General features: G+C 73.4%; 28 protein-coding genes. 16 read left to right on the top strand and 12 right to left on the bottom strand.

Annotation, left to right across the window (positions count from 1 at the left end; genetic code table 11):
* The first annotated feature begins 13 nt into the window (after positions 1 to 13).
* From JT362_RS13385 to JT362_RS13360, 6 genes are read left to right on the top strand one after another with little or no spacing between them, the layout of a single operon-like run.
* Complete coding sequence (locus tag JT362_RS13385) at positions 14 to 397, top strand: polyketide cyclase / dehydrase and lipid transport (protein ID WP_260191489.1); 384 nt, start codon at positions 14 to 16, stop codon at positions 395 to 397.
* Between the two features lie 10 nt (positions 398 to 407).
* Positions 408 to 1,196: a metallophosphoesterase family protein gene (locus tag JT362_RS13380; RefSeq protein WP_260191488.1), complete on the top strand. Its 789-nt coding sequence runs from the start codon at positions 408 to 410 to the stop codon at positions 1,194 to 1,196.
* A 19-nt stretch (positions 1,197 to 1,215) separates the two neighbouring features.
* Positions 1,216 to 1,653 (top strand): SRPBCC family protein, encoded by a 438-nt coding sequence (locus JT362_RS13375; protein ID WP_260191485.1) that lies wholly within the window; start codon positions 1,216 to 1,218, stop codon positions 1,651 to 1,653.
* Between the two features lie 6 nt (positions 1,654 to 1,659).
* Positions 1,660 to 2,799: an ArsA family ATPase gene (locus tag JT362_RS13370; protein ID WP_260191483.1), complete on the top strand. Its 1,140-nt coding sequence runs from the start codon at positions 1,660 to 1,662 to the stop codon at positions 2,797 to 2,799.
* Entirely contained in the window at positions 2,796 to 3,140 is a 345-nt protein-coding gene (locus tag JT362_RS13365) for a hypothetical protein (RefSeq protein WP_260191481.1), read from the top strand. The genes JT362_RS13370 and JT362_RS13365 overlap by 4 nt, the downstream gene beginning before the upstream one ends.
* Positions 3,137 to 4,087 carry an ROK family protein gene (locus tag JT362_RS13360; RefSeq protein ID WP_260191480.1) on the top strand — a complete coding sequence of 317 codons (951 nt, stop codon included), beginning with the start codon at positions 3,137 to 3,139 and terminating at the stop codon, positions 4,085 to 4,087. Before JT362_RS13365 ends, JT362_RS13360 begins: the two co-directional genes overlap by 4 nt.
* A 100-nt stretch (positions 4,088 to 4,187) precedes the next feature.
* Here JT362_RS13360 and JT362_RS13355 read toward each other — a convergent pair whose 3' ends face one another.
* Positions 4,188 to 4,673 (bottom strand): hypothetical protein, encoded by a 486-nt coding sequence (locus tag JT362_RS13355; protein ID WP_260191477.1) that lies wholly within the window; start codon positions 4,671 to 4,673, stop codon positions 4,188 to 4,190.
* Between the two features lie 238 nt (positions 4,674 to 4,911).
* On the opposite strand from JT362_RS13355, the gene JT362_RS13350 reads away from it, so the two are divergent.
* The 4 genes from JT362_RS13350 (at position 4,912) to JT362_RS13335 (ending at position 8,724) form a co-directional block, all read left to right on the top strand.
* Positions 4,912 to 5,679, top strand: coding sequence for a lysophospholipid acyltransferase family protein (locus JT362_RS13350; RefSeq protein WP_260191476.1), 768 nt, complete (start codon positions 4,912 to 4,914; stop codon positions 5,677 to 5,679).
* A 22-nt stretch (positions 5,680 to 5,701) separates the two neighbouring features.
* The gene (locus tag JT362_RS13345) at positions 5,702 to 6,205 is read left to right on the top strand and encodes a polyadenylate-specific 3'-exoribonuclease AS (protein ID WP_260191475.1); all 504 of its coding nucleotides are present in this window, start codon (positions 5,702 to 5,704) and stop codon (positions 6,203 to 6,205) included.
* Between the two features lie 97 nt (positions 6,206 to 6,302).
* The gene (locus JT362_RS13340; RefSeq protein ID WP_260191474.1) at positions 6,303 to 7,328 is read left to right on the top strand and encodes a 6-phosphofructokinase; all 1,026 of its coding nucleotides are present in this window, start codon (positions 6,303 to 6,305) and stop codon (positions 7,326 to 7,328) included.
* Between the two features lie 16 nt (positions 7,329 to 7,344).
* Positions 7,345 to 8,724, top strand: coding sequence for an amidase family protein (locus tag JT362_RS13335; RefSeq protein WP_260191473.1), 1,380 nt, complete (start codon positions 7,345 to 7,347; stop codon positions 8,722 to 8,724).
* Between the two features lies 1 nt (position 8,725).
* Here JT362_RS13335 and JT362_RS13330 read toward each other — a convergent pair whose 3' ends face one another.
* Together JT362_RS13330 and JT362_RS13325 are read right to left on the bottom strand one after the other, a co-directional pair.
* Complete coding sequence (locus JT362_RS13330) at positions 8,726 to 10,111, bottom strand: class II 3-deoxy-7-phosphoheptulonate synthase (RefSeq protein WP_260191472.1); 1,386 nt, start codon at positions 10,109 to 10,111, stop codon at positions 8,726 to 8,728.
* A gap of 95 nt (positions 10,112 to 10,206) precedes the next feature.
* Positions 10,207 to 12,366, bottom strand: coding sequence for a PASTA domain-containing protein (locus JT362_RS13325; RefSeq protein ID WP_260191471.1), 2,160 nt, complete (start codon positions 12,364 to 12,366; stop codon positions 10,207 to 10,209).
* A 92-nt stretch (positions 12,367 to 12,458) separates the two neighbouring features.
* Here JT362_RS13325 and JT362_RS13320 point away from each other — a divergent pair, with 92 nt between their 5' ends.
* On the top strand, positions 12,459 to 12,827 hold the full coding sequence (locus JT362_RS13320; protein ID WP_260191470.1) for an Rv2175c family DNA-binding protein: 369 nt from the start codon (positions 12,459 to 12,461) through the stop codon (positions 12,825 to 12,827).
* Here JT362_RS13320 and JT362_RS13315 read toward each other — a convergent pair.
* The 4 genes from JT362_RS13315 to JT362_RS13300 are packed head-to-tail and all read right to left on the bottom strand — an operon-like array spanning position 12,796 to position 17,799.
* Positions 12,796 to 13,716, bottom strand: coding sequence for a phytoene/squalene synthase family protein (locus JT362_RS13315; RefSeq protein ID WP_260191469.1), 921 nt, complete (start codon positions 13,714 to 13,716; stop codon positions 12,796 to 12,798). The genes JT362_RS13320 and JT362_RS13315 overlap by 32 nt on opposite strands.
* A complete protein-coding gene (locus JT362_RS13310) occupies positions 13,701 to 15,110 on the bottom strand; it encodes a hypothetical protein (protein ID WP_260191468.1) in 1,410 nt (469 codons plus the stop codon). Before JT362_RS13310 ends, JT362_RS13315 begins: the two co-directional genes overlap by 16 nt.
* A gap of 47 nt (positions 15,111 to 15,157) precedes the next feature.
* On the bottom strand, positions 15,158 to 16,681 hold the full coding sequence (crtI, locus tag JT362_RS13305) for a phytoene desaturase family protein (RefSeq protein WP_260191467.1): 1,524 nt from the start codon (positions 16,679 to 16,681) through the stop codon (positions 15,158 to 15,160).
* A complete protein-coding gene (locus JT362_RS13300) occupies positions 16,678 to 17,799 on the bottom strand; it encodes a polyprenyl synthetase family protein (protein WP_260191466.1) in 1,122 nt (373 codons plus the stop codon). The genes crtI and JT362_RS13300 overlap by 4 nt, the downstream gene beginning before the upstream one ends.
* Positions 17,800 to 17,905: 106 nt before the next feature.
* Between JT362_RS13300 and JT362_RS13295 the strand changes: the two genes are divergently transcribed.
* Positions 17,906 to 18,805: a methylenetetrahydrofolate reductase gene (locus tag JT362_RS13295; RefSeq protein ID WP_260191465.1), complete on the top strand. Its 900-nt coding sequence runs from the start codon at positions 17,906 to 17,908 to the stop codon at positions 18,803 to 18,805.
* Positions 18,806 to 18,811: 6 nt separating this feature from the next.
* On the opposite strand, the gene JT362_RS13290 is transcribed toward JT362_RS13295, so the two are convergent.
* Entirely contained in the window at positions 18,812 to 19,468 is a 657-nt protein-coding gene (locus tag JT362_RS13290; RefSeq protein ID WP_260191464.1) for a DUF3153 domain-containing protein, read from the bottom strand.
* A gap of 99 nt (positions 19,469 to 19,567) precedes the next feature.
* Between JT362_RS13290 and JT362_RS13285 the strand changes: the two genes are divergently transcribed.
* On the top strand, positions 19,568 to 21,223 hold the full coding sequence (locus JT362_RS13285) for a DUF885 domain-containing protein (RefSeq protein ID WP_260191463.1): 1,656 nt from the start codon (positions 19,568 to 19,570) through the stop codon (positions 21,221 to 21,223).
* 113 nt (positions 21,224 to 21,336) lie between these two features.
* On the opposite strand, the gene JT362_RS13280 is transcribed toward JT362_RS13285, so the two are convergent.
* The 3 genes from JT362_RS13280 to JT362_RS13270 form a co-directional block, all read right to left on the bottom strand.
* Positions 21,337 to 22,068, bottom strand: coding sequence for a Calx-beta domain-containing protein (locus JT362_RS13280; protein WP_260191462.1), 732 nt, complete (start codon positions 22,066 to 22,068; stop codon positions 21,337 to 21,339).
* Between the two features lie 67 nt (positions 22,069 to 22,135).
* Positions 22,136 to 22,699, bottom strand: a complete 564-nt coding sequence (locus tag JT362_RS13275) for a GNAT family N-acetyltransferase (RefSeq protein ID WP_260191461.1) — start codon at positions 22,697 to 22,699, stop codon at positions 22,136 to 22,138.
* Positions 22,696 to 23,217, bottom strand: coding sequence for a YbaK/EbsC family protein (locus JT362_RS13270; RefSeq protein WP_260191460.1), 522 nt, complete (start codon positions 23,215 to 23,217; stop codon positions 22,696 to 22,698). Before JT362_RS13270 ends, JT362_RS13275 begins: the two co-directional genes overlap by 4 nt.
* Positions 23,218 to 23,437: 220 nt before the next feature.
* Here JT362_RS13270 and JT362_RS13265 point away from each other — a divergent pair, with 220 nt between their 5' ends.
* From JT362_RS13265 to JT362_RS13255, 3 genes are read left to right on the top strand one after another with little or no spacing between them, the layout of a single operon-like run.
* The gene (locus JT362_RS13265) at positions 23,438 to 23,866 is read left to right on the top strand and encodes an SAV_6107 family HEPN domain-containing protein (protein ID WP_260191459.1); all 429 of its coding nucleotides are present in this window, start codon (positions 23,438 to 23,440) and stop codon (positions 23,864 to 23,866) included.
* A complete protein-coding gene (locus JT362_RS13260; RefSeq protein WP_260191458.1) occupies positions 23,863 to 24,630 on the top strand; it encodes a maleylpyruvate isomerase N-terminal domain-containing protein in 768 nt (255 codons plus the stop codon). The genes JT362_RS13265 and JT362_RS13260 overlap by 4 nt, the downstream gene beginning before the upstream one ends.
* A 31-nt stretch (positions 24,631 to 24,661) precedes the next feature.
* A complete protein-coding gene (locus JT362_RS13255; protein ID WP_260191457.1) occupies positions 24,662 to 25,411 on the top strand; it encodes a VOC family protein in 750 nt (249 codons plus the stop codon).
* Between the two features lie 19 nt (positions 25,412 to 25,430).
* On the opposite strand, the gene JT362_RS13250 is transcribed toward JT362_RS13255, so the two are convergent.
* Entirely contained in the window at positions 25,431 to 26,012 is a 582-nt protein-coding gene (locus tag JT362_RS13250) for a TetR/AcrR family transcriptional regulator (protein WP_260191456.1), read from the bottom strand.
* Positions 26,013 to 26,062 lie beyond the last annotated feature (50 nt).

Genomic DNA, 26,062 nt, shown 5'->3' with positions numbered 1-26,062 from the left:
ACATGCTGCACGGGTGCCCGAGGTGGACGTGATCGACGAGACCTTCCTCGCCGTGCCGCCCGCGACCGTGGCCAGGGCGTTCACCGATCCGGGCGCGTGGCGGCGGTTCTGGCCGGACCTGCGGCTGGAGGTGTACGCCGACCGGGGCGACGAGGGCCTGCGCTGGACCGTCGGCGGCGCGCTCGTCGGCACCATGGAGGTGTGGCTGGAGCCCGTGCTGGACGGCACCGTGCTCCACTACTTCCTCCGTGCCGACCTCCCTGCGGGCACCGCGACCCGCCGCGGCCGCCTGACCAGGGAGAAGACCCGTCGCCAGCTCGCGGCGAAGGCCGTCGCGCTCGATCTGAAGGCCCTGCTCGAGGACGGGCGCCGCCCGGGATGCCCGCCGGGCAACTAACCTCGACTCCGTGCGGGTACACGTGGTGTCAGACGTGCACGGCAACGCCGAGGCGTTGGCCAAGGCCGGGGACGGCGCGGACGCGCTGGTGGTCCTCGGCGACCTGATCGACTTCGTCGACTACCACGACCACACCGGCGGGATCATGGGCGCGGTGTTCGGCCCGGACACGGTCGCGGAGTTCGCCCGGCTGCGCAGGCGGGGCAGGCCGGGGGAGCTGGCCGAGTACACCAGGACCCTGTGGACCGGCCTGGCCGACCCGGCCGCGGTGGTCGAGGAGGCCGTGCGCGACCAGTACCGGCGGCTGTTCGACGCGCTGCCGGCGCCCGCCTACGCCACCCCCGGAAACGTGGACGTGCCCGCGCTCTGGCCCGAGTTCGCGGGCGAGGGCGTGCGGGTGCTCGACGGCGAGGTGGTCGAGCTCGGCGGGCTGCGCTTCGGGTTCGTCGGCGGCGGACAGCTCGCTCCCGGCGTGCCGAGGCGGCGGGCCGGGGTGTTCCGCGCGTACATGCGCACGCCGGAGGAGTTCGCGGCCGGGGTCGACCGGCTCACCGACGTCGACGTGCTGTGCAGCCACATCCCGCCGGACGTGCCGGAGCTGACCTACGACGTGGTGGCCAGGCGGACCGAGGTCGGCTCGGCCGCGCTGCGCGAGCTGATCACGGCGCAGAAGCCGAGGTGGGCGCTGTTCGGGCACGTGCACCAGCCGCTGGCGCCACGGATGCGCGTGTCCAGGACCGAGTGCGTCAACGTCGGACACTTCCAGCGCACCGAGCGCCCCTACGTGCTGCGCTGGTGACCCGGGTAACCTCCCCCGCATGGCCGACGAGTCCACCCAGTCCATCGAGGTCGACGCGTTACCGCAGGAGATCATGGCGGTGATCGCGGACTTCCCCGCGTACCCGGAGTGGGCCAACGCGGTGAAGAAGACCGAGGTCCTCGAGGACGGGCCGGACGGCAGAGCCCGGCAGGTGCGGTTCACGCTCGACGCCGGCGCGTTCAAGGACGTCTACACGCTGGCCTACGACTGGGCCGGCGACGGGCTGTCGGTGAGTTGGACGCTGGTCAAGGGCCAGATGCAGCGTGCGCAGAACGGCCGCTACCTGCTCACCCCGGCCGGCGAGCGGACCAGGGTCACCTACACGCTGTCCGTGCAGCTCGCGGTCCCGATGATCGGGCTGTTCCGCCGCAAGGCCGAGAAGATGATCATGGACATCGCGCTCAAGGAGCTCAAGCGCCGGGCCGAGGGCGACTAGGCGGCGGTGGAAGGCCGGTCGCGCGTCCTGCTGTTCACCGGCAAGGGGGGAGTCGGCAAGACCACCCTTGCCGCGGCGACCGCTGCCCGCCTGGCGGTCGGCGGGCGCAAGGTCCTGGTGTGCTCGGCGGACCCGGCGCACTCCCTCGGCGACGCGTTCGACCTGTCGCTGACCGGCGAACCGTCCGAAGTGGACACCTGCCTGTACGCGGCGCACGTGGACGCCAGAGGGCTGGTCGACAAGGCGTGGCAGGACATCCGCCGGCACCTGCGGCACGCGCTCGCCGGCGCCGGCCTCGACGAACTGGACGCGGCCGAGCTGACCGTGCTGCCCGGGGTGGACGAGCTGCTCGCGCTCACCGAGGTCGCCCGGCTCGCCCGCGAGGGTCAGTGGGAGGTCGTGGTCGTCGACTGCGGCCCGACCGCGGAGACGCTGCGGCTGCTGGCCCTGCCCGAGGCGGTCGCCGGCTACCTGGCCCGGCTGTCCACCGTGGACGCCACCCACCGGCTGGCCGAGCACCTCGCCGGGCTGCGTGCCCTGCTCGTCGACCCGGCCACGACGAGCGTGCGGCTGGTGCTCACCCCGGAGCGGCTGGTGGTCGCCGAGACCAGGCGGACGCTGACCGCGCTGGCACTGCGCGGGATCCAGGTCGACACGCTGGTCGCGAACCGGCTGGTGCCCAGGGCGAGCCGGTGGCGCGGCCCGGCGGCGAGCTGGCTGCGCACCCGCCGCGCCGAGCAGGACGCGGTACTGTCCGAACTGGACGCGTCGACGCCGCTGCCGGTGCGGGTGGTGGAGCACCGTCCGGTCGAACCGGTCGGCCGGGGCCCGCTGCTGTCGCTGGCCGAGGAGCTGTACGGGGACGCCGACCCGCTGGCGGTCCCGTTAGGGGACGCCCGGCCGCTGATGAGCATCCGGACGGTGTCGGATACCGCGCACGAGCTGCGGATCGCGCTGCCGCTGACCGACGCCAGCTCGCTGGACCTGGCGCGGGTCGGCGACGAGCTGGCGATCACCGTCGACGGGGTGCGCCGGCTGGTGGCGCTGCCGGTGCTGCTGTGCCGGCACACCGTGGTGGACGCGACCGCCGACGGCGACGGGCTGGTGCTGCGGTTCGAGTCGGGGAAGTCAGGAGGGCCGGCGTGACCGACCGCGCCGAGCCGGGGAGCCGGCTGGTGGAGGAGCTGCGGCTGCTGCTGGATTCGGTGGCCGAGCGGGCCGGGCCGTGGCTGGACCAGGTGGCCGCGGAGCCGTCCGGGTCGTGCGACTGGTGCCCGGTGTGCGCGGTGGTCGCGCTGGTGCGCGGGGAGCCGAACGCGCTGGCCGCGCGCGGCCTGGAGCACGCCGCCGAGCTGGTGGCGTTGCTGCGCGCGGTGCTGGCCGACCGGTGGGAACCGGGCGCCCCGCACATGCCAGGGTTCACCCCGCCGCCCCGGCCCCGCGGCGACGGGCCGACCGTCCAGCCGATCCCGGTGCGACGCACGTGAGGGCCAGGACGACGATCGGGGTCGACATCGGGGGGACGAGCGTGCGGGCCGGGGTCGTCGACCGGTACGGCACCGTCCTGGACACCGCGCGCGCTCCGACCCCGACGAGCGAGGCGGCGCTGGAGGCCGCGATCGTGTCGGCCGTCGGGGGGCTGGCGGCGCGGCACCGGGTGACGGCGGTGGGCCTGGCCGTGGCTGGCTTCGTCGCGACGGATCGCCGCTCGGTGATGTTCGCGCCGCACCTGGCGTGGCGCTCGGCGCCGGTCGCCGACCGGATCGCGTCCCGTCTCGGGCTGCCCGTGGTGCTGGAGCACGACGCCAACGCGGCGGTGGTCGCCGAACAGCGGTTCGGGGCGGCCCGGGGAGCGCGGGTGGCGCTGCTGGTCGCGATCGGGACCGGGATCGGCGGCGGCCTGCTGCTGGACGGCAAGGTCTTCCGCGGCGCGTACGGCGTGGCCCCCGAGCTGGGTCACCTGTCGCTGGTGCCGGGTGGGCGCCCGTGCCCCTGCGGGAAGACCGGCTGCTGGGAGCGCTACTGCAGCGGCACCGCCCTGTCCACCACGGCCGTCGAGCTGCTGGCCCGCCACCCCGGCCGCTCCACCGTCCTGGACCGCGAGGTGGCCGGCGACAAGCGGGCCGTCACCGGCCGGAAGGTCGCCGCCGCCGCCCGCGAGGGCGACCCCCTCGCCCAACGCGCCATGGCCGAGCTGGCCACCTGGCTCGGCGAGGGCCTGGCCCTGGCCGCGGACATCTACGACCCCGAGATCATCGTGATCGCCGGCGGCGTGTCCGAGTCCGCCCCCCTGTTCCTGGACGACGCCCGCGACCACTACAAGAAGCGCGTCACCGGCGCCGGCTACCGCCCCCTCGCCCGCATCCGCACCGCCCAACTGGCCGACGACGCCGCCCTGGTCGGCGCCGCGGCCCTGGCCGCCGACCCCCGCTGACGCTCCCGGAACGTACGACTCACCGGCCCGGAACGTACGACTCGCGGGCTTCGCGAGTCGTACGTTCCCGTTGCGCGAGTCGTACGTTCCCGGTGGCCGGTCAGATCTGGGCGCCGTCGTCCCGGCCGTCGTTCGGATCCTCGGGGGTCTTGCGCACACGGAGCAGCAGCAGTACGCCGCCGCAGGTCAGCGCGATCAGCGCGATCGGGGTACCGACGCGGGGCGCCAGGCCGATCACGCCGGGCACGATCAACAGCACCACCGACACCACGATCAACACCAGCGCCACGATCGTCATCGGGCGAAGCCTCGGCAGTGGCGGCGGCTCCGGCGGGACGTAGTGATCCTCGTCGGTGCCCCAGGTCCAGTCCCACTCGGTGTCCGAGCCGCGCCACGCGGTCGGCGGCGGCTTCGGCGGCTGGGTCGGCGGTTCTGGCTCGGCGCGCTCCTCGGCCGCCACCACCCCGCCAGGGGGAGTGTCGTCCGGATCGTCCAGTTGGGGCGGTCGGCTGCCCACGCCTTCGCGTTCGAGCCCCGCCACGATCTCGGCGAACGCGGCGTCGACATCCTCCGGCCGGTCGGGCACCTGGACCTCCTCGCCTCAGGCACGTACAGGTGGTGTGGCCATCGTCGCACGAACTGGATGGGCTGTGGCCGGATCCCACCGCCTTGTTTACTCGTTGGGTACCGTGGCGTCGAAGAAATCTGTCACACCGTGGCCGCTGTTACAGGTTCCGACATTCGGGTGGCGCGGCATTGTGCCGGTCGGACACCCTTCGTACGCTCGACGAACGGCCGGGAGAACTCAGGAGGCGCGGGTAGCGGTGCTGTACTGGTTGATGAAGCACGTGTTCCTCGGACCACTGCTCAAGCTCTTCTTCCGCCCCTCGATCGAGGGCGAGGAGAACGTTCCGGCCACCGGCGGAGCGCTGCTGGCCAGCAACCACCTCGCCGTCGCCGACTCGTTCTTCCTCCCGCTGATGCTCAAGCGCCGGGTGACGTTCCCGGCGAAGCTGGAGTACTTCACCCAGCCCGGGATCAAGGGCCGGTTCAAGAAGTGGTTCTTCACCGGCATGGGCCAGATCCCCATCGACCGGTCGGGCGGCGCCGCCGCGCAGGCCGCGCTCGACACGGGCGTCCGGCTCCTCGGCGAGGGCCACCTGCTCGGCATCTACCCCGAGGGCACCCGCTCGCCCGACGGCCGGCTCTACAAGGGCAAGACCGGTCTCGCGCGGATGGTGCTGGAGTCGCGCGTCCCGGTGGTCCCGGTGGCCATGTTCGACACCGACAAGGCCAACCCGATCGGCTCGAAGATGTGGCGGCCGCGCAAGATCCGCATCAAGATCGGCAAGCCGATGGACTTCTCCCGGTACGAGGGCCTGTCCGGCGACCGGTTCGTCGAGCGGTCGATCACCGACGAGATCATGTACGCGCTGATGGAGCTCTCCGGCCAGGAGTACGTCGACATGTACGCGGCGAAGGCCAAGGAGCTGCTGGCCGCGCAGGACGCGGGCGAACCGGCCGCGCTGCCGACCCAGCAGCGGCACGCCGCCGACGACGCCGACCGGATCCCCGAGACCGAGGCGGGCTGAACGCCACCACTACCCTCGCCGGGTGCGGTACTTCTACGACTGCGAGTTCATCGAGGACGGGACCACCATCGACCTGGTGTCGATCGGTGTCGTCGACGAGGACGGCCGCGAGTTCTACGCCGTGTCCACCGAGTTCGACCCGAACCGGGCCGGCCGCTGGGTGCGTGAACACGTCCTGGACAAGCTGCCGCCGCCCTCCGACCCGTCCTGGTGCGACCGGCAGGCGATCCGCGACCGGCTGCTGAAGTTCCTCCGGCGGGGCAAGGACCGCATCGAGCTGTGGGCGTGGTTCGCCGCCTACGACCACGTCGTGCTCGCCCAGCTCTGGGGTGACATGCCGGCCCTGCCGCGCGAGCTGCCCCGGTTCACCCGCGAGCTGCGCCAGCGCTGGGAGGACGTGGGGAAGCCGGTGCTCCCGGACCCGCCGGCGGACGCCCACGACGCGCTCGCCGACGCCCGGCACAACCTCGCCCGCTGGAAGGTCATCGAGGCCGAGTGGGTCAGGCGAGGTTTCCCGGAACGTTAGCCGGGGGCGGTTGCTGCACCGATCCAGAGGATGGAAGGCTACGGGCGGACCTGCCCGTAAGACCCAGAGCTCAAGCAGCCGGATGGAGGATCAGCACATGCGCGTCGGCCTGCTCACCGGTGGCGGTGACTGTCCAGGACTCAACGCGGTCATCAGGGCCGTCGTCCGCAAGGGGATCGAGGCCCACGGTTGGGAGACCGTCGGCTTCCGCAACGGCTGGCTCGGGCCGATCGAGGGCCTGGTCAAGCCGATCGGACTCGACGACGTCGAGGACATCCTGACCCGCGGCGGCACGATCCTCGGCTCGTCGCGCACCAACCCCTACAAGGTCGACGGCGGCGTCGACCGGATCAAGGCGACGCTCGCCGAGCACGGCGTGGACGCCCTGGTCGCGATCGGCGGCGAGGACACCCTCGGGGTCGCCAAGCGGCTCACCGACGACGGTGTCGGCGTGGTCGGCGTGCCGAAGACGATCGACAACGACCTCGGCGCCACCGACTACACGTTCGGCTTCGACACCGCCGTGCACATCGCGACCGAGGCCATCGACCGGCTGCGCACCACCGCCGAGTCGCACCACCGTGCCCTGGTCATCGAGGTCATGGGCCGGCACGCCGGCTGGATCGCGCTGCACTCCGGCCTGGCCGGCGGCGCGAACGTGATCCTGGTGCCGGAGCGGCACTTCAACGTCGACCAGGTCGTCGAGTGGGTGGAGCGCCGGTTCGAGCGCGAGTACGCGCCGATCATCGTGGTCGCCGAGGGCGCGCTGCCCGAGGGCGGCGAGGAGAAGCTGCTGACCGGCGAGAAGGACGCGTTCGGGCACGTCCGGCTCGGCGGCATCGGCAACTGGCTCGCCGACGAGATCGCCCACCGCACCGGCAAGGAGTCCCGGGCGGTCGTGCTCGGCCACACCCAGCGCGGCGGCACGCCGACCGCCTACGACCGGGTGCTCGCCACCCGCTTCGGCCTGCACGCCGTGGACGCGGTGCAGGACGGCGACTTCGGCGTGATGGTCGCGCTGCGCGGCACCGACATCGTGCGGGTCAAGCTCGCGGAGGCCACCGCCGAGCTGAAGACCGTACCGCTCGAGCGGTACCAGGAGGCCGAGGCTTTCTTCGGCTGAGCACTAGAGTTCCGGCATGGAACTCGAGGAGCTGCTCTGGGCCGGCGCGGACGCACAGGCCCAGGCGTTGCGTGACGGCACCGTCTCGGCACCGGACCTGCTCGAGGCGGTGCTGCGCCGCGTCGAGGCGGTCGACCGTCGGCTGAACCTGTTCCGCGTGGTCTACGCGGAGGCGGCGCGGGCCGCGGCCGCCGACGCCCAGCGCAGGATCGACGCGGGTGAGCGCACCCCGCTGCTCGGCGTGCCCGTCGCGGTCAAGGACGACCTCGACGTCGCGGGCGTCGCCACCGGCGTGGGCGGCCGCCCGCAGTTCGCGCCGGCCGAGCAGGACGCCCCCGCGGTGGCCCGGCTGCGCGCGGCCGGCGCGGTGCTCGTCGGGCACACGCACGCGCCCGACCGGTGCCTGTGGCCGTTCACCGAGTCCCTCGCCCACGGCGCGACCCGCAACCCGTGGCACCTCGACCACACCCCGGGCGGCTCGTCGGGCGGCTCGGCCGCGGCGATCGCGGCCGGCGTGGTCGGCGTCGCCACCGGTTCGGACGGCGGCGGCTCGGTACGCATCCCGGCGAACCACTGCGGGGTGTTCGGGCTCAAGACCACCCGCGGCCTGGTGGACATGGGCCCCGAGGAGCACTGGCACGGTCTGGCCGTGCTCGGCCCGCTCGGGCGCAGGGTGGCCGACGCGGCCGCGATGCTCGACGTGCTCGCCGACGACGACCACCCCGGCGGGCTGTACCGCGACTCGGCGGCCGCGGACCCCGGACCGCTGCGGATCGCGCTGTCCTGGCGCACCCCGCTCGGCAGGCCGCCGATCGAGGCGGAGCGCAAGCGGGCGGTGCTGACCGTGGCCGACCGGCTGCGCGCACTCGGCCACCAGGTCACCGAGGCCGACCCGCCGCTCGGGATCCGGCCGAACCCGCAGTTCCTCACCCGCTACCTGCGTGGCGTGGCCGACGACGTCGCCGCGCTGCCCCATCCGGAGTGGGTGGAGCCGAGGACCCGCCGGATCGCCGCGGTGGGACGGCGGATCCCGGACAGCGTGCTGGCCAGGGCGCGGGCCGCGGAGTCCGGCCTTGACGGCGTGATGCGCACCTTCTTCCAGGACCACGACCTGCTGCTGCAGCCCGGCTGGACCGGCCGGCAGCCGAGGATCGGGCGCTACCACGGCAGCGGGGCCGCGCACACCCTCGGCGGGGTCGCGCTGGGTATCCCGTACTACCCGACCTGGAACGTGCTGGGCTACCCGGTGGCCGCCGTGCCGGCCGGCCGGGACAAGGTGGGGCTGCCGATGGGCGTGCAGCTGGTCGGGCCCGCGTTCGGCGAGCACCTGCTGCTCTCGCTGTCCGGCCAGTTCGAGCGCGCCCACCCGTGGGCGGACGCCCGACCGGCCGGCTAGCTCAGTTACGCAGCATCTCGGCGACCAGGAAGGCCAGCTCCAGGCTCTGCTGGGTGTTCAGCCGCGGGTCGCAGGCGGTCTCGTAGCGGCTGTTCAGGTCCGCGTCCGAGATGTCCTGGGCGCCGCCGAGGCACTCGGTGACGTCCTCGCCGGTCAGCTCGACGTGGATGCCGCCCGGGTGGGTGCCGATGCGCCGGTGCACCTCGAAGAAGCCCTGCACCTCGTCCACGATGCGGTCGAAGTGGCGGGTCTTGTAGCCCGTCGACGACTCGTGGGTGTTGCCGTGCATCGGATCGCACTGCCAGATGACCTGGTGCCCGGACGCGGTGACCTTCTCCACGATCGGCGGCAGCGCCTCCCGTACCTTGCCGTTGCCCATCCGGCTGATCAGGGTCAGCCGGCCGGGGGTGTTGTGCGGGTCGAGCCGCTCGACGTACTCCACCGCCATCTCGGGCGTGGTCGTCGGGCCGATCTTGACGCCGATCGGGTTCGACAGCATCTCCGCGAACGCGACGTGCGCTCCGTCGAGCTGACGGGTCCGCTCGCCGATCCACAGGAAGTGCGCAGACAGGTCGTAGAGCCGCGCCTCGTCGCGGGTGTCCAGCCGCAGCATCGCGCGCTCGTAGTCCAGCAGCAGCGCCTCGTGGCTGGCGAAGATCTCCGTCGAGTGCAGCGAGTAGTCCTCGACGCCGCAGGCCGCCATGAACCGCAGGCCGCGGTCGATCTCGGTGGCCAGCGCCTCGTAGCGCTCACCGGCCGCCGAGTTCTTGACGAAGTCCTTGTTCCACTCGTGCACCTTCGTCAGGTCCGCCATGCCGGCGGCGGTCAGCGCGCGCACCAGGTTCATCGTCGCGCCGGCGTTCGCGTAGGCGCGGAGCATCCGGCCGGGGTCCGGCACCCGCGCCTCGGGCTTGGGAACCAGCGAGTTGATGATGTCGCCCCGGTACACCGGCAGCCCGAGCGCGTCGAGCGTGTTCGAGCGCGGCTTGGCGTACTGCCCGGCGATCCGGCCGACCTTGACCACCGGCAGGCTCGCGCCGTAGGTCAGCACGATCGCCATCTGCAGCAGGGTGCGGATGTTGCCCCGGATGTGCGGCTCGGTGTTGTCGACGAACGTCTCGGCGCAGTCGCCGCCCTGCAGCAGGAACGCCTCGCCGCGCGCGACCTCGGCGAGCTTGTCGTGCAGCCGGTCGATCTCGTTGGGCACGGTGATCGGGGGCACGCTCTCGAGCAGCGTCCGTACCTGGCGCACCTGCTCGGCGTTCGGCCACTCCGGCTGCTGCGCCGCCGGCCGGGCCAGGGCGTGGTCCAGGCGCGCGCGCATCTCACGCGGCAGGGGCGGCAGCTCGGGGAGGGTGTCCACCGGGACGTCGACAGTCCAGTTCACGACCCCCAGCGTATCGGTGCGGCCCGCGGCGTCCGCGTGGTGGCCCGCCGCGTCCGCGTGGTGGCCCGCGGCGTCCGCGTGGTGGGGGCGAACCGTCAGGGGATCGTGAACACGGTGATCGTGGCGCCGGCCTCGACCCGGTTGCCGGGGGACGGGCTCTGGCCGAACACGCGACCGGTGCCGCCCAACGCCTGGACGTTGATCTGCAGGCCGAGCTCGGCCAGCGCGGCGGTCGCGTCCTCGGCGCTGCGGCCGCTGAGGTCCGGCACCGTGATGGCGTTCGACAGCACCACGCCCACGTCGGTCCCGGCCTCCAGCACCTCGCCCACCGCCGGCTCGGTGCGCACCACCGCGCCGCCGTCCACGCCGGGGTCGAACTCCTGGCCCAGCTCGACCGGGTTGAAGCCGAGGTCCTCGAGCGCCTGGAACGCCTCGTCGCGGGATTTGCCGCGCAGGTCGGGCACCGGCTTGGGGGCCGGGCCCTTGCTGACCACGATCTCGACCCGCTGGTTGACCGACACCGGCGTACCGGCCGCCGGTTCGAGCCGGATGACCCTGCCTTCCGCCACGTCGTCGCTGTGCTCGTTGATCCCGTCGTCCAGGCCGGGTTGCAGCTGCGCGTCGCGGATGGCCTGTTCGGCCTCCTCGACCGTCGCGCCCGGTCGCACGTCGGGCACCTTGGGCTTGCCGGAGGACACCACCAGCGTCACCGGCTCGCCGCGCAGCACGTCGGTGCCGCCGGCCGGTTCGGTGCCGATCACGACCCCGGACTCGATCTCGTTGTCCGCCCGGTACTCGACCTTCGGTTGCAGGTCGTTCTCGCGCAGCACCTCCTGCGCCTCGCTGTTGAGCTGGCCGGACACGTCCGGCACGGTGCTCCACCGGCCGTCGACGAACCACCAGGTCGTGACCGCGACGATCGCCACCACCAGGAACGCGGCGATGCTCCACAGCACGACCGTGCCGCGCCCGCCGCGCGGCTGCCCGTTCGGCGCGGTCGGGCGAGGTCGCCGGGGCGGTGGGGGCATCGGCGGGGGTAACGGCGGTGCCAGCTGCTGGTGCATCTGGGGTATGCCGGCGCTCGGCGGCCCCTGCTCCTGCTGGGCGAGCTGGTCGAGGTCGGTCCGCAGCATCGCGCGGGTGCCCTGCGGCCCGGCCGCCTGGAACCCCGCCGGCACCTGCCGCACGACCGTCGCGTTGCCGAGTGCGGCGGCCGCGGGCACCGGGGTCGCGGGCCGGGTCGACTCCGCCAGGTCGAGTTCACCCGATCGGGCGGAGTCGTCGGCCGGTGGCGTCCACGCGCGGGCCCGTTCCAGCTCCACCGGGGTCACCGGGACCGTCCGGTCGGCCAGCGTGGGTTCCGGCACCGGGATGCCGACCGCCGGGACCCCGAGCTGGGTGCGCAGATGGGTCAACTCCGCCAGGAACGCGGCACCGTCGGCCGGGCGTGCCACCGGGTCGCGCCTGGTCGCGCGGACCACCAGCTCGTCCAGCGCTGGCGGCAGGCCGGGCACGGTCCGGCTCGGCGGCGGCACGTCGTCGTTCACGTGCCGGTAGGCCACGGAGAGCGGATTGTCGCCGGTGTACGGGGTGACGCCGGTGAGCATCTCGTAGAGCAGGATGCCGGCCGAGTACACGTCGCCGCGGGCGGTGGCGTTGCCGGTGGTGACCTGCTCGGGGGACAGGTAGGCGACCGTGCCGAGGATGACGTTCGCACTGGTCGTCCCGGCACTGGACACGGCCCTGACCAGGCCGAAGTCGCCGACCTTCACCATGGTCCCGTGCTCACCGGAGTGGCCGATCAGGACGTTCTCCGGCTTGACGTCCCGGTGCACCAGTCCCACCCGGTGCGCGGCGGCCAGCGCGGACAGCACCGGCTCGAGGATCGCCAGTGCCAGCGGGACGTCCAGGGCGCCGCGGGCGGACACCAGGTCGCGCAGGGTGCCGCCGTCGACCAGTTCCATCACCAGGTACACCAGGTCACCGCCGGCACCCCGGTCGACCCCCTGGTCGTGCACCGCGACCACGTTCGGGTGGTGCACCTTGGCGGCGGAGCGTGCCTCCCGCTCGAACCGGTCGACGAAGGAGCGGTCGGCGGCGAACCGCTCGTCCATCACCTTGATCGCCACGCGGCGGTCCAGCCGGGTGTCCAGGCCGCGGTACACCGACGACATCCCGCCGCGCGCGAGCAGCGCGTCCACGCGGTAACGCTGCTCGAGCAGCGCACCGATCAGGCCGACTCCCCTTTCCTCCACGCCCGTGATGGTACGGAGGGGAACGAGCGCGCGTGGTGAAGCCGCCCAACTCGGCCCCGCACGGCGGCCCGGTCTGTGGCATCGTGATGGTCGTGAGTGCGACACCCTCCGCCGACGACGTGCTCGATCCCCAGGTTGAGGTGCTCGCTCTGCCCGACGTGGCGGAGCGGCTCGGGCTGCCGGTCACGAAGGTCAGGCAGGCGTTGCGGGACGGTCAGCTGGTCGCGGTCCGCCGCGACGGCGTGCTGTGCGTCCCGGCCGCCTTCCTCACCGACGACGGCGCGATCGTCAAGGGCCTGCCCGGCACGATCACCGTGCTGGCCGACGCCGGTTTCACCCCCGAGGAGATGGTCCGCTGGCTGTTCACCGCGGACGACACGCTCCCCGGCCGTCCCGTCGACGCCCTGCGGGCGACCGGCGGGCGGGAGGTCAAGCGCCGCGCGCAGGCACTGGCCCTGTAGTCCCCACCCGACTGGCGTAGGCGCTGACCAGACCGGGCAGCGCCACGCCGAGTCGCCGGTGGGCCGGGACCACGACCCGGTGGCCGAGGACGCGGTAGTCGCGGTCGACGATCTCGTCCAGGATCCGCCGGTAGAGCGTGCGCGCCACCCGCACGCACGGACGTGACTCCCGGCGCAGTAGCGCGATCCCCGGCTCGGCCCGCCGGTACACCGACCGCGTGTACGACACCAGGTGCGCGAGCGCGCGCCGCACCGCCGGGTCGTGCCGGCCGGTGCGGTGCGCCCACTCCAGCCGCGCCCGGTCGACGCCGAACGCGGCCAGCTCGTCGGCCGGCAGGTACACCCGTCCCCGGTCGAGGTCCTCGCCGACGTCACGCAGGAAGTTGGTCAGCTGGAACGCCTCGCCCAGCGCCTCCGCGAACGGTGCCGCCTCCTCGGTCGGGCCGTCGGTACCGAGCACCGGCAGCAGCTGCAGGCCGATCACGCCGGCCGAACCCCGCATGTAGGCGGCCAGGTCGGCGAAGCTCGCGTAGTCGGTGACGGTGAGGTCCATCCGCATGGACGCGAGGAAGTCCGCGAACAGCCCGCGCGGGATCCGGTACCGCGCCACGGTGTCCGCCACCGCGACTAGCACGGGGGTGGCAATGCCATGAAGGTCACCGTCGAGGCATTCGGTCAGGGCGTGCTCCAGGCCGGTGAGGGTGTCGGCGCGGTGGGGCACGTCGGCGGCGTCGACGATCTCGTCGGCGAGGCGGGCGAAGGCGTACAGGGCGTGCACGGCGGGGCGGCGGTCGGCCGGGAGCAGGCGGGTGGCCAGGAAGTACGTGCGGCCGTGCCGTGCGTTGATCCGCCGGCACTCCCGGTAGGCGTGGCTCAGGCCGGGACGCAAGCGACCCACTGTCCCGCCGGGCACTCGCCGTTCTCGTCGCGGTAGTCCGCCACCAGCTGGGTGAGCAGCGCGTGCGCCGACGCCGACCCGTCCGCGGCGGTCACCAGGGACGCCGAGCACGCCGACTCGGTCTGCGTCAGACAGCCGGGGAGCTGACCGTCGGTGTGGTCGCGCCAGAACTGCTGGGACACCACTCCGTACTTCCACACCGTGCCCGCGTGCACGATCTGGTAGACCGCGTGGCTGCCCTCGGTCCTCGCCGGGTCCGCGGTCGCCGGTTCGGCCCGCGCGGCGGCGGTCAGCTCGGTGGCCTTCGGCGGCTCGGCCAGCACCAGCGCCGACCACTGCGCGCCGTACGGGTGCGTCCCGGGCACCGAGTTGGCCCGCTGGTAGAAGTCCACCCACGCCTGGGTGGTGATCTTGCACCCGATCGTGCTCGCCGCGCCGGGTGCCACCGGCCCGACCTTGGCCTCGCAGCTGCCGAGCGGGGCGCTGTCGCCGGTCCAGTCGGCCTTGAGGTGCACCCGGACCGCGCTCTTGCCGGTGTTGCGGATGTCCACGCGCAGCGTGCAGCTCGGCGCGCCGCACGCCTCGAACCGGTGTTCGCCCTGCTCGATGCCGACCAGCGCGTCGACGGCCGTGGTCAGCTCGGTCCTCGCGCGCTTGGCCAGGTCCCGGTAGATGGTCGGTGCCGAGGGCGAGGCGTCCGCGACGTCCAGCACCACGTCGGTGACCGCCGTGGTGTCCGCGCTGCCGATCCGGTCGAGCTCGAAGCGCAGCGGGCCGTGCGGGGCCTCGGCGGCGAGGTAGATCTTCCCACCGTCGACCTGGACGACGTACACCTCGGTCCCGGCGACGCTCTCCCTGGGGTTGGCCGACAGCTCGCTCCGCGCGTCCGACTCCACCACCGGGCCCGCCGTCCGGCTGATCACGTCGGGGGCGAAGACCTCGCCGAACTCGACGCCGATCAGCGACGTCGGCAGCTTCACCCAGCGGTCGGCGAACGCCTCGCCGTTGCCGCCGGCGACGCCGAACCTGGCCGCCATCCCGTTCCAGAACCGCCCGTCACCCTTGAGGTAGAGCACGTCGTCGATCACGGTGACCGCGGCGCTCATCCCGTTGACCGAGATCCGGCCGAACACCGCGCCGGTGGCCAGCGCGTGCACGTCCACGGTGAACGCGGCGCCGTCGGCGGCCACCAGGCTGCCGGTGTAGTGCACCGCGCCGACCTCGGTGAAGTCGAGCAGTGCCTGGGCGGTGCCGGCCTCGGTGGTCAGCGGTCCGATGTCGACGCCGTCCGGCGTGCCGGCGACCGTGCTCGTACAGCCGGTGACCAGCAGCACGAGCCCGACCAGCAGGCCCGCGAGCGTGGCCCGGCCCGGTCGTGAACGCATGCTGTCCCCCATCCGGCTGGCGCGAGTCTGCGTTGGAGTATCGCAAGTCACCGAACGGACATGTGGGGCGCACGCCTGACGGATTCGCTACGAATCGGTGTCCCCACGATCCGCGCCGCGGCGAGCCGGCCGGACACCAGCACCGGCGGCACGCCCACGCCCGGCGTCGTGCCGCAGCCGGCGAGCACCACGTTCCCGGCCCCGCGCACCAGGTTGCGCGGCCGGAACGGCCCGGTCTGGCGGAACGTGTGCGCCAGGGAGAACGGGGTGCCCGCGGCGAGCCCGGCCGCCTCCCAGTCGGCCGGCGTGACCAGCAGCTCGGCCTCCACCGCGTCGTCGAACCCGGTGAGCCCGCGCGCCGCGAGCACCCGGCCGAGCTCGGCGCGGTAGGCCGGCCCGACCCTGGCCCAGTCGATCGGGCCGACCTCGGTGTTCGGGCACGGCGCGAGCACCGACACCAGTTGCCGGCTGGCCGGCGCGAGCCCGGGGTCGGTCGCGGTCGGCCGGCTGACCAGCAGCGACGGGTCGCTCATCAGCCTGCCGTGGTCGAGGATCTCGTCGAACGTGCGCTGCCAGGCGGCGCCGAAGAACACCGTGTGGTGCGCGAGCTCCGGCCACGTGCGGTCCAGGCCGGCGTGCAGCACCACCGCCGACGGCGACCAGCGCGGCCGCACCGGCCTGCGCGGCGCGCCGCCGAGGAGCCGGTAGCTGACCGGCAGATCGGGGGTCAGCACCACCGCGTCGCACGGGATCCGCTCGCCGTGGCTGGTGCGCACCGCGGTGACCCGCTCGCCGGTGCGCTCCAGCCAGGCCGCGGCGGTGCGGTAGTGGATCCGGCCGCCGGCGCGCACGGCCGCGGCGGCCATCGCCTCGGCCACCGCGCCGATTCCGCCCTGGGGGAACCACACGCCGGCGACGGTGTCCATGTAGGCGATCACGCCGTACGCGGCGAGTGCCTGCCGCGGGGCGAGCCCGGCGTAGAGGGCCTGGAAGGAGAACACCCGGCGCAGCCGCTCGTCGCGCAGGTACCGGCCGACGGTCGGGCCGAGCCGGCCGAACCCGCCGATCGCGGCGAGCCGGGCGAGTTCGGGGGAGACGATGCCGAGCGGGTTGTCGAAGTTGCTGCCGATGAACTTGTCCCGCTGGAGCCGGTACAGCTCGGTGAGCCAGCGGCGCAGCCGCAGGTAGCCGTCGGCCTCGCGCGGGCCGGCGAACCGGCGGACCTCGTCGGCCATGGCCTCGGCGTCGCTGCGCACGTCGAGGCTGGTGCCGTCGGCGAAGTGTGCCCGGTAGGCGGGGTCGAGGCGGGTGAGCGTGACCCGGTCGGTCATGGACTCGCCGACCGCGGCGAACGCCTCGTCGGCCAGCTCGGGCATGGTGAGCACGGACGCCCCGGTGTCGATCCGGTAGCCGTCCAGACGCGCGCCGCCCGCGCGCCCGCCCGCGGTCTCGCCGGCCTCCACGACCGTGACCGAGCGGCCCGCGCCGAGGAGGTGCAGCGCGGCCGAGAGCCCGGCCAGACCCGCCCCGACCACCACCACGTGGTCGGTGGGTCCGGTGACCTGCCTCACCGGTCCCGCCGGGTCGCCGCAACCGCCAGGTCGGCGAGCCGGGTGACGCCAGGCTCGGCCAGGCCGGCGCCGGTCAGCGCGGTCATCGCCGACGTGGTCAGCGCGTCGATCCGGCGCTCCAGCTCGGCCACCGCGCCGACCTCGACGAGCAGGTCCCGTACCCGCTCGATGGTCACCTGGGGCAGGTTCTGGTCGCCGAGGGCACCGCGCAGCATCGCCGCGTCCGAGTGCCGGCCGTCCCGCTCGGCGTAGGCCAGGCCGAGCGCCACGAGCAGGGTGCGCTTGCCCTCGCGCAGGTCGTCGCCGGCCGGTTTGCCGGTGACCTCGGGGGCGCCGTACACGCCGAGCACGTCGTCGCGGAGCTGGAACGCCACCCCGATGTCGGTGCCGAACGTGCGCACCGCGTCCACGGTCGCCTGGTCGGCACCGGCGAACGCGATCCCCATGTGCAGCGGCCGCTCCACGGTGTACGCGGCGGTCTTGAGCCGGGCCACGCCCAGGGCACGCTCCTCGGACTCGTCGCCCTCGGCCTGCGCGAGCACGTCCAGGTACTGCCCGGCGAACATCTCCGCGCGCATCGCCTGCCACGGCCCGCGCGCCGCGTCCCGCATCTCCGGGGTGAGCGGGGCGCTCTCGAACAGGTCGTCCGCCCAGGCCAGGGCCAGGTCGCCGAGCAGGATCGCGGCCGCGGTGCCGAACCGCTCCGGTTCGCCGAGCCAGCCGCCCGCGCGGTGCGCCTCGGTGAACCGCACGTGCACGGTCGGCTGCCCCCGGCGCAGCTCGGAGGCGTCCATGATGTCGTCGTGCACCAGCGCGCAGGTCTGGATCAGCTCCAGCGCCGACACCGCGCGCAGCACCGCCCGCGCCTCCGGCCCGTCCGCGTCCCCGCCCGCCGCGCGCCAGCCCCACCAGGCGAACGTCGGCCGCAACCGCTTGCCGCCGCGCAGCGCGAAGTCCGACAGGTGGTCGACGGCCTTGGCGAACGTGCGCGCGAGCTCGGGCAGCTCGGCCCGCCGTTCGGCGAGGTAGGTGGACACGACGTCCTCGACGTGCCGGTGCACGGCGGCGTCGATGGGAGCGTCGATGGGATCGTCGACGGACTGGTCGGTGGTCGGCACGCGACCAATGGTGCGTGGTGGCGTGAACCCGCATACCAGCGGGGGTCGACTGGGACTTGCTCGGGAGTCTGGTTGGACCGGACGCGTCCTCATTACCCTGGTTGTCATGACTTCGGTGGTGGATCGGATCCCGGGTGACCGGCCGGTGTTCTCCGTCGAGTTCATGCCCCCGCGGGACGACGCGGACGAGCAGCGGCTGTGGAACGCCATCCGCTCGCTGGAGGGCCTGGACCCGGCGTTCGTCTCGGTGACCTACGGGGCGGGCGGGTCGAGTCGTGACCGGACGATCCGCACCACCGGGCGCGTGGTCAAGGAGACCACGCTGGTGTCGATGGCGCACCTGACCGCCGTCGACCACTCGGTCGCGGAGCTGCGCAACGTCATCGGCTGGTACGCCTCGCTGGGCATCCGGAACGTGCTCGCGCTCCGCGGCGACCCGCCCGGCGACGTGATGGGCGAGTGGGTGCGCCACCCGGAGGGCCTGGAGTACGCCGAGGAGCTCGTGCGGCTGGTGCGCGAGCTGGGTGACTTCTGCGTCGGCGTGTCGGCGTTCCCCTACGGCCACCCGCGCTCGAACGACCTGGACACCGACACCGAGTACCTGGTGCGCAAGCTGCGCGCGGGGGCGGACTTCGCGATCGCGCAGTTGTTCTTCGAGGCCGACGACTTCCTGCGGATGCGGGACCGCGTGGTCGCGCGCGGGTGCGACGCGTTGCTGCTGCCCGGCGTGATGCCGCTGACCACGCCGAGGATCCTGGCGAAGACCGTGGAGCTTTCCGGGGCGCCGGTGCCCGCGTCGCTGGCCGCCCGGCTCGACCCGCTGGCCGACGACCCGAAGGCGTTCCGCGCCGAGGGCATGGACGCGACCGCGGAGCTCGGTGAGCGGCTGCTCGCGGAGGGTGTGCCGGGGCTGCACTTCTACACGTTCAACCGGGCGAAGGCGACCAAGGAGATGGTGGCCCGGCTCGGCCTGCTGGACACCCGCCCGGCGACCGCCGTGGGCTGAGTCCGGCTATCGCCTCGCCGCGGCGAGGCGTTCGGCGCGGAGCGTGCGCCGGTGGGCGGACAGGGCCAGCACGACCACCAGCAGCGCCACGAGCACGGCGCCGCCGCCGACCATGGCCACCCACTGGATCCAGGAGACGCCGGAGGAGTTCGCGTACTGGGTGGTCGCGTTGAACTCGGTCACCGCGCCCGGCTTGGGCTCCCAGGTGACCGTGCCGTCGGTGTTGTCGCCGGTCGTGCGGGTGACCGTGCCCGGGAAGGCGACCTTGAGCTGCACGTCCGCGCGGTCCGCCGGGACCCGGGTGAGGTCGATCGAGCCGGCGAGCGACACCAGGCTCCCCGAGCGGTGGAACGCGATCCGGTACTGCTCGGCCGTGGAGATCGACTCGACGAGCACGGCGAACTCGGTGAACCCGACGTTGTTCAGGGTGAGCTTCTGGCCGACGTACCCGTCCGCCGAGTACGGCTCCATGGTGACCTTGTCCGCGAGCTCCGGCGGGATCGTCAGCGTCGGGCCCTTGTCCTCCCGGTCCCGGGGCAGCGCCGAGACCACGACGTCACCGGAGACCACGTCGTCCTGGGAGACCGCCAGCGCCGCGTGGATCCGCAGGCAGCCGGTCAGCGACGTGGTCAGGAGCCCGAGCAGCACGAGGAGCCCGAGCACTCTGCGGACATGGTGTCGGCCGGCGCTGCGCACCGCGCCATCCTGCCAGAACCGCACCGAGGGGAAATTCGGGTGACGGGTTGGGTAGCGTCGCCAACCATGGACACCCCCGTGCACCGCGTCTGCGACTCCTATGTGGACTCCTACGTGCGGCTGGAGCCGACCGTGGCCACCGAGCTGGGCATCCCCGGCCACGACGACCGGCTGCCGGACTTCTCCGCCGCCGGCCACGCCGCCCGCGCCGAGCTGGCCGCCGCCGCGCTGCGGGAGGTCGCCGCACTGGAGCCGGTAGACGACGGGGAGCGTGCCGCCAAGGCGGTGTTCACCGAGCGGCTGGGGGTCGAGCTCGAGGCGCACGAGGCCGGCCTGATGGCCGGGTCGCTGAACGTGCTGGCCAGCCCGCCGCAGGGCATGCGCCAGGTGTTCGATCTGATGGCGACCGAGACCGTCGACGACTGGCGCACGATCGCGCGCCGGATGGCGGCCATGCCGGAGGCGATCGCCGGCTACCGCGAGGGCCTGCGGCACGCCGCGAGGAACGGAGTGGTGTCCGCCGCGCGGCAGGTGTCGAAGGTCGCCGAGCAGTGCGACACCTGGTCCGGCCGGGGCGCCGAGCCCGCGTTCTTCACGACGTTCGCCTCGGGCGGGCCGGACGAGGTCCGCGCGGAGCTCGACGCGGGTGCCGCCGCGGCCGACCAGGCCTACGCCGACCTGGCCGACTTCCTGCGCGGGGAGCTGCTGGCGAAGGCGCCGGCCGAGGACGCGGTCGGCGAGGACGTCTACGGCCTGTGGTCGCGGACGTACCTTGGCGCGCGGCTGGACCTGCGCGAGGCCTACGAGTGGGGGTGGGCGGAGTTCACCCGGATCGAGACCGAGATGACCGAGGTCGCGAACCGGATCAAGCGCGGCGCGACCATCCCCGAGGCCGCCGCCGCGCTCGACGTCGACCCGAGATACCTGGTCAGCGGCCGGTCGGAGTTCCGCGACTGGATGCAGCGGCTGTCCGACCAGGCGGTCGCCGACCTGCGCGGGACGCACTTCGACATCCCGGACGAGATCGTCCGGCTGGACTGCCGGATCGCACCGCCCGGCGGCGGGGCGGGCGCGTACTACACGAACCCGTCCGACGATTTCACCCGTCCGGGGACGATGTGGTGGGCGCTGCCGCCGGACAAGGACGAGTTCTCCACGTGGCGTGAGGTCAGCATCGTCTACCACGAGGGTGTGCCGGGGCACCACCTGCAGATCGCGACCGCGCAGCACACGTCGGACCTGAACAAGTTCCAGCGCATGCTGGCGTGGGTGCCGGCCCACAGCGAGGGCTGGGCGCTGTACGCGGAGCGCCTGATGCAGGAGTTCGGCTACCTGTCCGACGACGGCAACCTGTTCGGCATGCTGAACGAGAACCTGTTCCGGGCGGCGCGGGTGATCATCGACATCGGCATGCACCTCAAGCTGGAGATCCCGCGCGGCACCGGCTTCCACGAGGGCGAGCGGTGGACCCCGGAGCTGGGCCTGGAGTTCATGCTGACCCGCACGATCAGCGAGGAGGCCCACGTCCGCGACGAGATCGACCGCTACCTGGGCTGGCCCGGCCAGGCTCCGGCGTACAAGCTCGGCGAGCGTCTGTGGCTGTCCGCCCGCGAGGAGGCCAGGTCCCGTCCCGGCTTCGACCTCAAGGACTTCCACATGCGGGCGCTGCGCATGGGCCAGATGGGCCTCGACACCCTCCGCGAACGCCTGGCCGCCCTGTGACCCGTGCGCGGGCGCGGGCGGCCGGAGCCACCCACGCCCGCGCGGGGAGGGTCGTCAGCGGTTGACCTGCCAGTGCAGGTCGACCTGGTAGCGGCCGTCGAAGCCGTCGTAGGTCAGGGTGCGGGACGGCAGGCGGTAGTCGGATTCGGCCGGCCCACCGATGATCTTGATCGGCAGCTCGGCCTTCTCGACTCCCTCGGCGAAGGTGACGGTCGACCGCACGGGTCGTAGTGCTTCCCGGCCACCGCGGTCCCGTCCTTGGCGTACAGCCGAACCGTGATCGGCGCCTTCGGGGAGACGTTCAGCCGGAGCGGAAGCGCGACCTGGTCGTCCGGCCACCAGCAGATGCCTCCCTGGGCGATCGCGGTCTCCACCCCGGGGAAGTCCGCCTCGATGAGCTTGTCGTCGTTGAACACGGTCGCCGTGGCGCTCGAACCGGCGATGACCGCGTTCCACGGCGCGGACAGCTCGACGCTGAAGTCCTCGGTGTACTCGGGCTGGTCGTCCCGCGCGACCGGCACCACGAGCTCGTGCGACCCGGGGCTTTTCCAACTGACGGTGCCGGCCTCGGCGGTGTAGTCCGACCCGGCTTCCGCACTTCCGTCACGCGTTCGGTACCGCACCGACCCCGGCATGGAGCAGTCCTCGCCGGACGCCGTGACCCGGACGGTGAACGTGAACTCGTTCGTACCACCGCCGGAGCCTTCGTACCGGTCCGTGGTCGCCACCGACACCCTCGGCAACGCGCACTCCGCCGCGGCGGCCGTGGGCGTCGAGGCACCGCCCAGCAGGGCGACGACGGCGGTGACGACGGTGGTGACGACGAGCAGAGCCGCTGATCTCATGTCTCTGGCACACATGCGGTCTGTGTAGCCCGGCCTGGTTGTGGTCCGGTTGTGCGCGCGGCCCCCGTTACAGCGGCAGGGTCCGGCCGAGCACGCCGAACGGGCGCGGGTCCCCGGTGAACCGGTAGTTCCGCAGCACGTCGGTGAAGCCCACCCGGTAGTACAGCCGCCACGCGCGCGACGGGCCCTCCGGGGTGGACAGCAGCACCTTGCTCGCCGGCACCGTGGCCAGCAGCCGCCGCAGCAGGTCCTCGCCGACCCCTCGGCCCTGGGACGCCGGGCGCACGTGCACCTCGGTCAGCTCGAAGTAGTCGTCGAGCCAGCTGTCCGCGAACTCCTGGCCGGAGCGTTCCACGACACCGCGCCGCACCTGCTCGTGCCACCACTGCCCGGCCGCCCCCCGGTAGCCGTAGGCGATGCCGACCATCGTGTCGTCGGCGTCCAGCGCGGCGACGCAGCGCCAGTCCGGGCGCAGCATGTGCGCGAGCCACATCGGCGCGCGCTGCTCCGCCGTGCCGGCGGGGTAGCGCATCGCCGTGACGTACAGCGACAGCGCTTCGTGCAGCCGACGGCGCAACTCGTCCTGGTTGAGGTCGACGAAGCGTTCGACCCGTGGCGGAACCGAGGTCACACCACGGAATTGTCCTCCTCGCCCGCCACGTCCGCAGCCACGCCCCCCGTCAGCTCCACCAGATCGGCGAACGTCGTCGGGAACACCGCCTTCGGATGACCGGCGGCGGCCCACACCACCTCGTACCGCGCCAGCGCGGTGTCGACCAGCGTGCGCACCGGCCGGGGGTGGCCGACCGGCGCCACGCCGCCGATCGCCTGCCCGGTGTGCTCGCGCACGAACGCCGGGTCCGCACGACCCACCGCGCTCGCTCCGGCCAGCCGGGCCAGCGCGTCGGTGTCGGCCCGGTGCGCGCCGGAGGTCAGCGCGAGCAACGGGAACACCCGGTCACCCTCGGTAGCCCGGAACACGAGGCTGTTCGCGATCGCGCCGACCGGCACCCCGACGGCCTCGGCGGCGGCCGCCGCGGTGCGCACGTCGTCGGCCAGCACGCGGATGCCGTCGGCGGCGGCGGTGAGGCCGGCCTCGCGCAGGGCGGCGGCGGTCTTGCTGATCGCGGGGTGGTCCAGAGAGCTCATACGCACATCAGAGCACAGGTGTGGCCCGCGTCGCCGCCCAAATTCCGTACCGAGGTTGAGTCTGCCGGTGGCCGGAGTTAAGCTCGGAACGTGTTCGAACATGCGTTCGAGCACAGGCTCGGTGGCGGGGCGGGGGAAGCGCCTCGCCACCGAGCGCGCCGGCTTCCCCACGGCATGACGTCACGCCCAGTGACGATCTCGGACCGCGAGGAGGAGTCAGGTGACCACAACCCTGGACCATCGGGACCAGCTGCCGAACGCGCCGGAGTCCGCGCTCACCCTGCTCTCCCAGGCCGAACGGGGGCTCGCCGAGGCCGAGGTCGACCCCGACGCCGCGCAGCGGTTCGCCCAGGCCTACCTGTCCGCCCTGCGTGCCGCGGCGGCGCTGCTCGCCATGCGCGGCCGTCCGCACCGGGCCAGGGCGCGGCCGATGAGCGTGTGGACGCTGCTCGCGTCGGTGGCGCCGGAGATGCGCGAGTGGGCGGCGTTCTTCGCGTCCTGCTCGGCCACCCGCGCGTCCGTGCAGGCCGGCATCACCCGCGCGGTCACCGCCCGGTCCGCCGACGACCTGGTCCGCCAGTCCGGCCAGTTCCTCGAGCTGGTCACCCGCGCGATCCGCGGAAGCGGCACCCGATCCGGTTCACGATGACGGGTCGGGCACTGGCCGGCTACGGTCGCCTGCTCGAGGTGCTGGTCTCCGAGGGGGAACTGCTCGCGTCGTCGGCCCACGGCGCCGACCCCGGTCTCGCCGTGCCGAACGCGCCCGGGATGACGCTCGGCGGCACCGTGCGGCACGTCGGCAGCGTGTACCGGATGGTCACGGCGTGGCTGCGGGCCGGCGACCAGCCGACCAGGTGGCAGCGCGCGCCGGCGCCGGGGGAGTCGCTCGAGGACTACCTGCGTGCCGGGCACCGCGAGCTGGTCGCCGAGCTGGCCGCGCACGACCCGGAGGAGGGCTGTCCGACCTGGTGGCCGGTGCACCAGGCCTACGGGTTCTGGTACCGCAGGCTCGCGCACGAGACCACGGTGCACCGGATCGATGTGCAGCAGGCGGCGGCGCGGATGACCGTGGGCGGCATCGACGACGAGGTGGCGCTCGACGGCGTCGACGAGGCGCTGACGCTGTGGTTCACCCACCGGCTCGGCGTGCTCGGCGTGACGAACGCGTGGCGCGGACAGGTCGCGGTGCTCACCGGGCGCCGGCGGTGGATCGCCAGCATGACCGCCACCGGCACGTCGGCCTGGCGGGCGGGGGAGGACGAGGTCGACGGCGTGGACGCGACCGTGGCGACCGACCCGACCGGTATGTACCTGTGGCTGTGGGGCAGGCGGCCGATCCGCACGGTCACCCCCGCCGGCGACCGCACGGGCATCGGGCAGCTGTGGCACCTGCTGCGGCTCGCGACGCACTGAACTGTCGGTGCCGTCGGCTAGCGTCTGGATCATGTCCACGCGACTGGTCAACGTGGTCGTCGACGCGGCGGATCCGGCGGCGCTGGCGGAGTTCTGGTGCGCCCTGCTCGGCTGGCGGGTCAGCCTGTCGGCCGGGGAGGTCGACGGGGAGGTCGACGGGGAGGTCGAGGTCCAGGCCCCGCCCGGCGACGGCTGGCGCTGGGACCTGGTGTTCGTGCCGGTGTCCGAGCCGAAGACGGTCCGGAACCGGCTGCACCTCGACCTGGCGAGCGCGTCGGCGGACCAGCAGATGGCGATCCTCGACCGCGCGCTCGCACTCGGGGCGAAGCGGGTCGACATCGGCCAGCGCAACGTGCCGTGGTTCGTGCTCGCCGACCCCGGCGGCAACGAGTTCTGCGTGCTGGAGCCGCGTCCCGAGTACGCCGACACCGGCGCGGTCGCCGCCGTGGTCGCCGACGCCGCGGACCCGCCCGCGCTGGCCGGGTTCTGGTCGGCGGCCAGCGGGTGGCCGGTCGTGCGGGCCGACCCTGCGCTGGCCTCCCTGCGCGACCCGGACGGCCGGGGCCCGTGGCTGGAGTTCGTCCGCACGACCGAGCCGCACACGGTGAAGAACCGGGTGCACCTGGACGTCGCGCCGCCTCCGGACGGCACGATCGCGGCCGAGGCCGACCGCCTGCGCGCCCTCGGCGCCGAGCCGGCGGACGTCGGGCAGACGGGCGTGCCGTGGCGTGTGCTCGCCGACCCGGAAGGCAACGAGTTCTGTGTGCTGACCCCGCGCTGAACCGACCGCGCGGGCCGGGTCAGTCCGCGCGCACGCCGAGCAGGGCGCGGAGGCCGGCGAGCACGTCCGCGCCGGTCGGCGCCGTGTCCGGGTCGCTGAGCCACTGGACCGCGATGCCCGAGATCAGCGCCAGCTGCACCGCGCCGACGGTGCGGGCCGCGTCGTCGGGGACCTCGTCCTCCGGGACGCCGAGCACCATCGCCGCCAGCCCGCGGCGTCCGTCCGCCTGACCCGTCGCGAGCTGTTCCCGCAGTTCGGGGGACCGCTGTGCCTGCATGAACGCCTCGAAGCTGGCCAGCCAGAACTGCCGGTTCTCGCCGAGGGACTCCGTCATCCGCGCGATCCTGGCCGCGAACCGCTCCGCCGACGAACCCTCGTCCCCCGAGTCGGGCGCGAGTGCCCGGCCGACCCGGTCGCCCCAGTCGTCCATCGCCTCGAACAGGGCTTCGTTCAGCAGGGCCTCCCGCGAGCCGTAGTGGTAGCCGATCGCGGCCATGCTCACCTTGGCCGCCGAGGCGATGTCCCGGACCGTCGTGCGGTCGTACCCCTTCTCGAGCAGGCAGTGCTTCGCCGCGGCCAGCAGGTCCTCCCGGTTTCCCATGCCGGCAGCCTAACAAGCGCCTGACGCATTCGCCTTAGGCAAACGTCTTG

It is taken from the genome of Actinophytocola gossypii, assembly GCF_025165815.1.
GTDB lineage: Bacteria > Actinomycetota > Actinomycetes > Mycobacteriales > Pseudonocardiaceae > Actinophytocola > Actinophytocola gossypii.
Note: the sequence above shows the minus strand (reverse complement) of the source record. Positions and strands in the feature narration are given on the sequence as shown.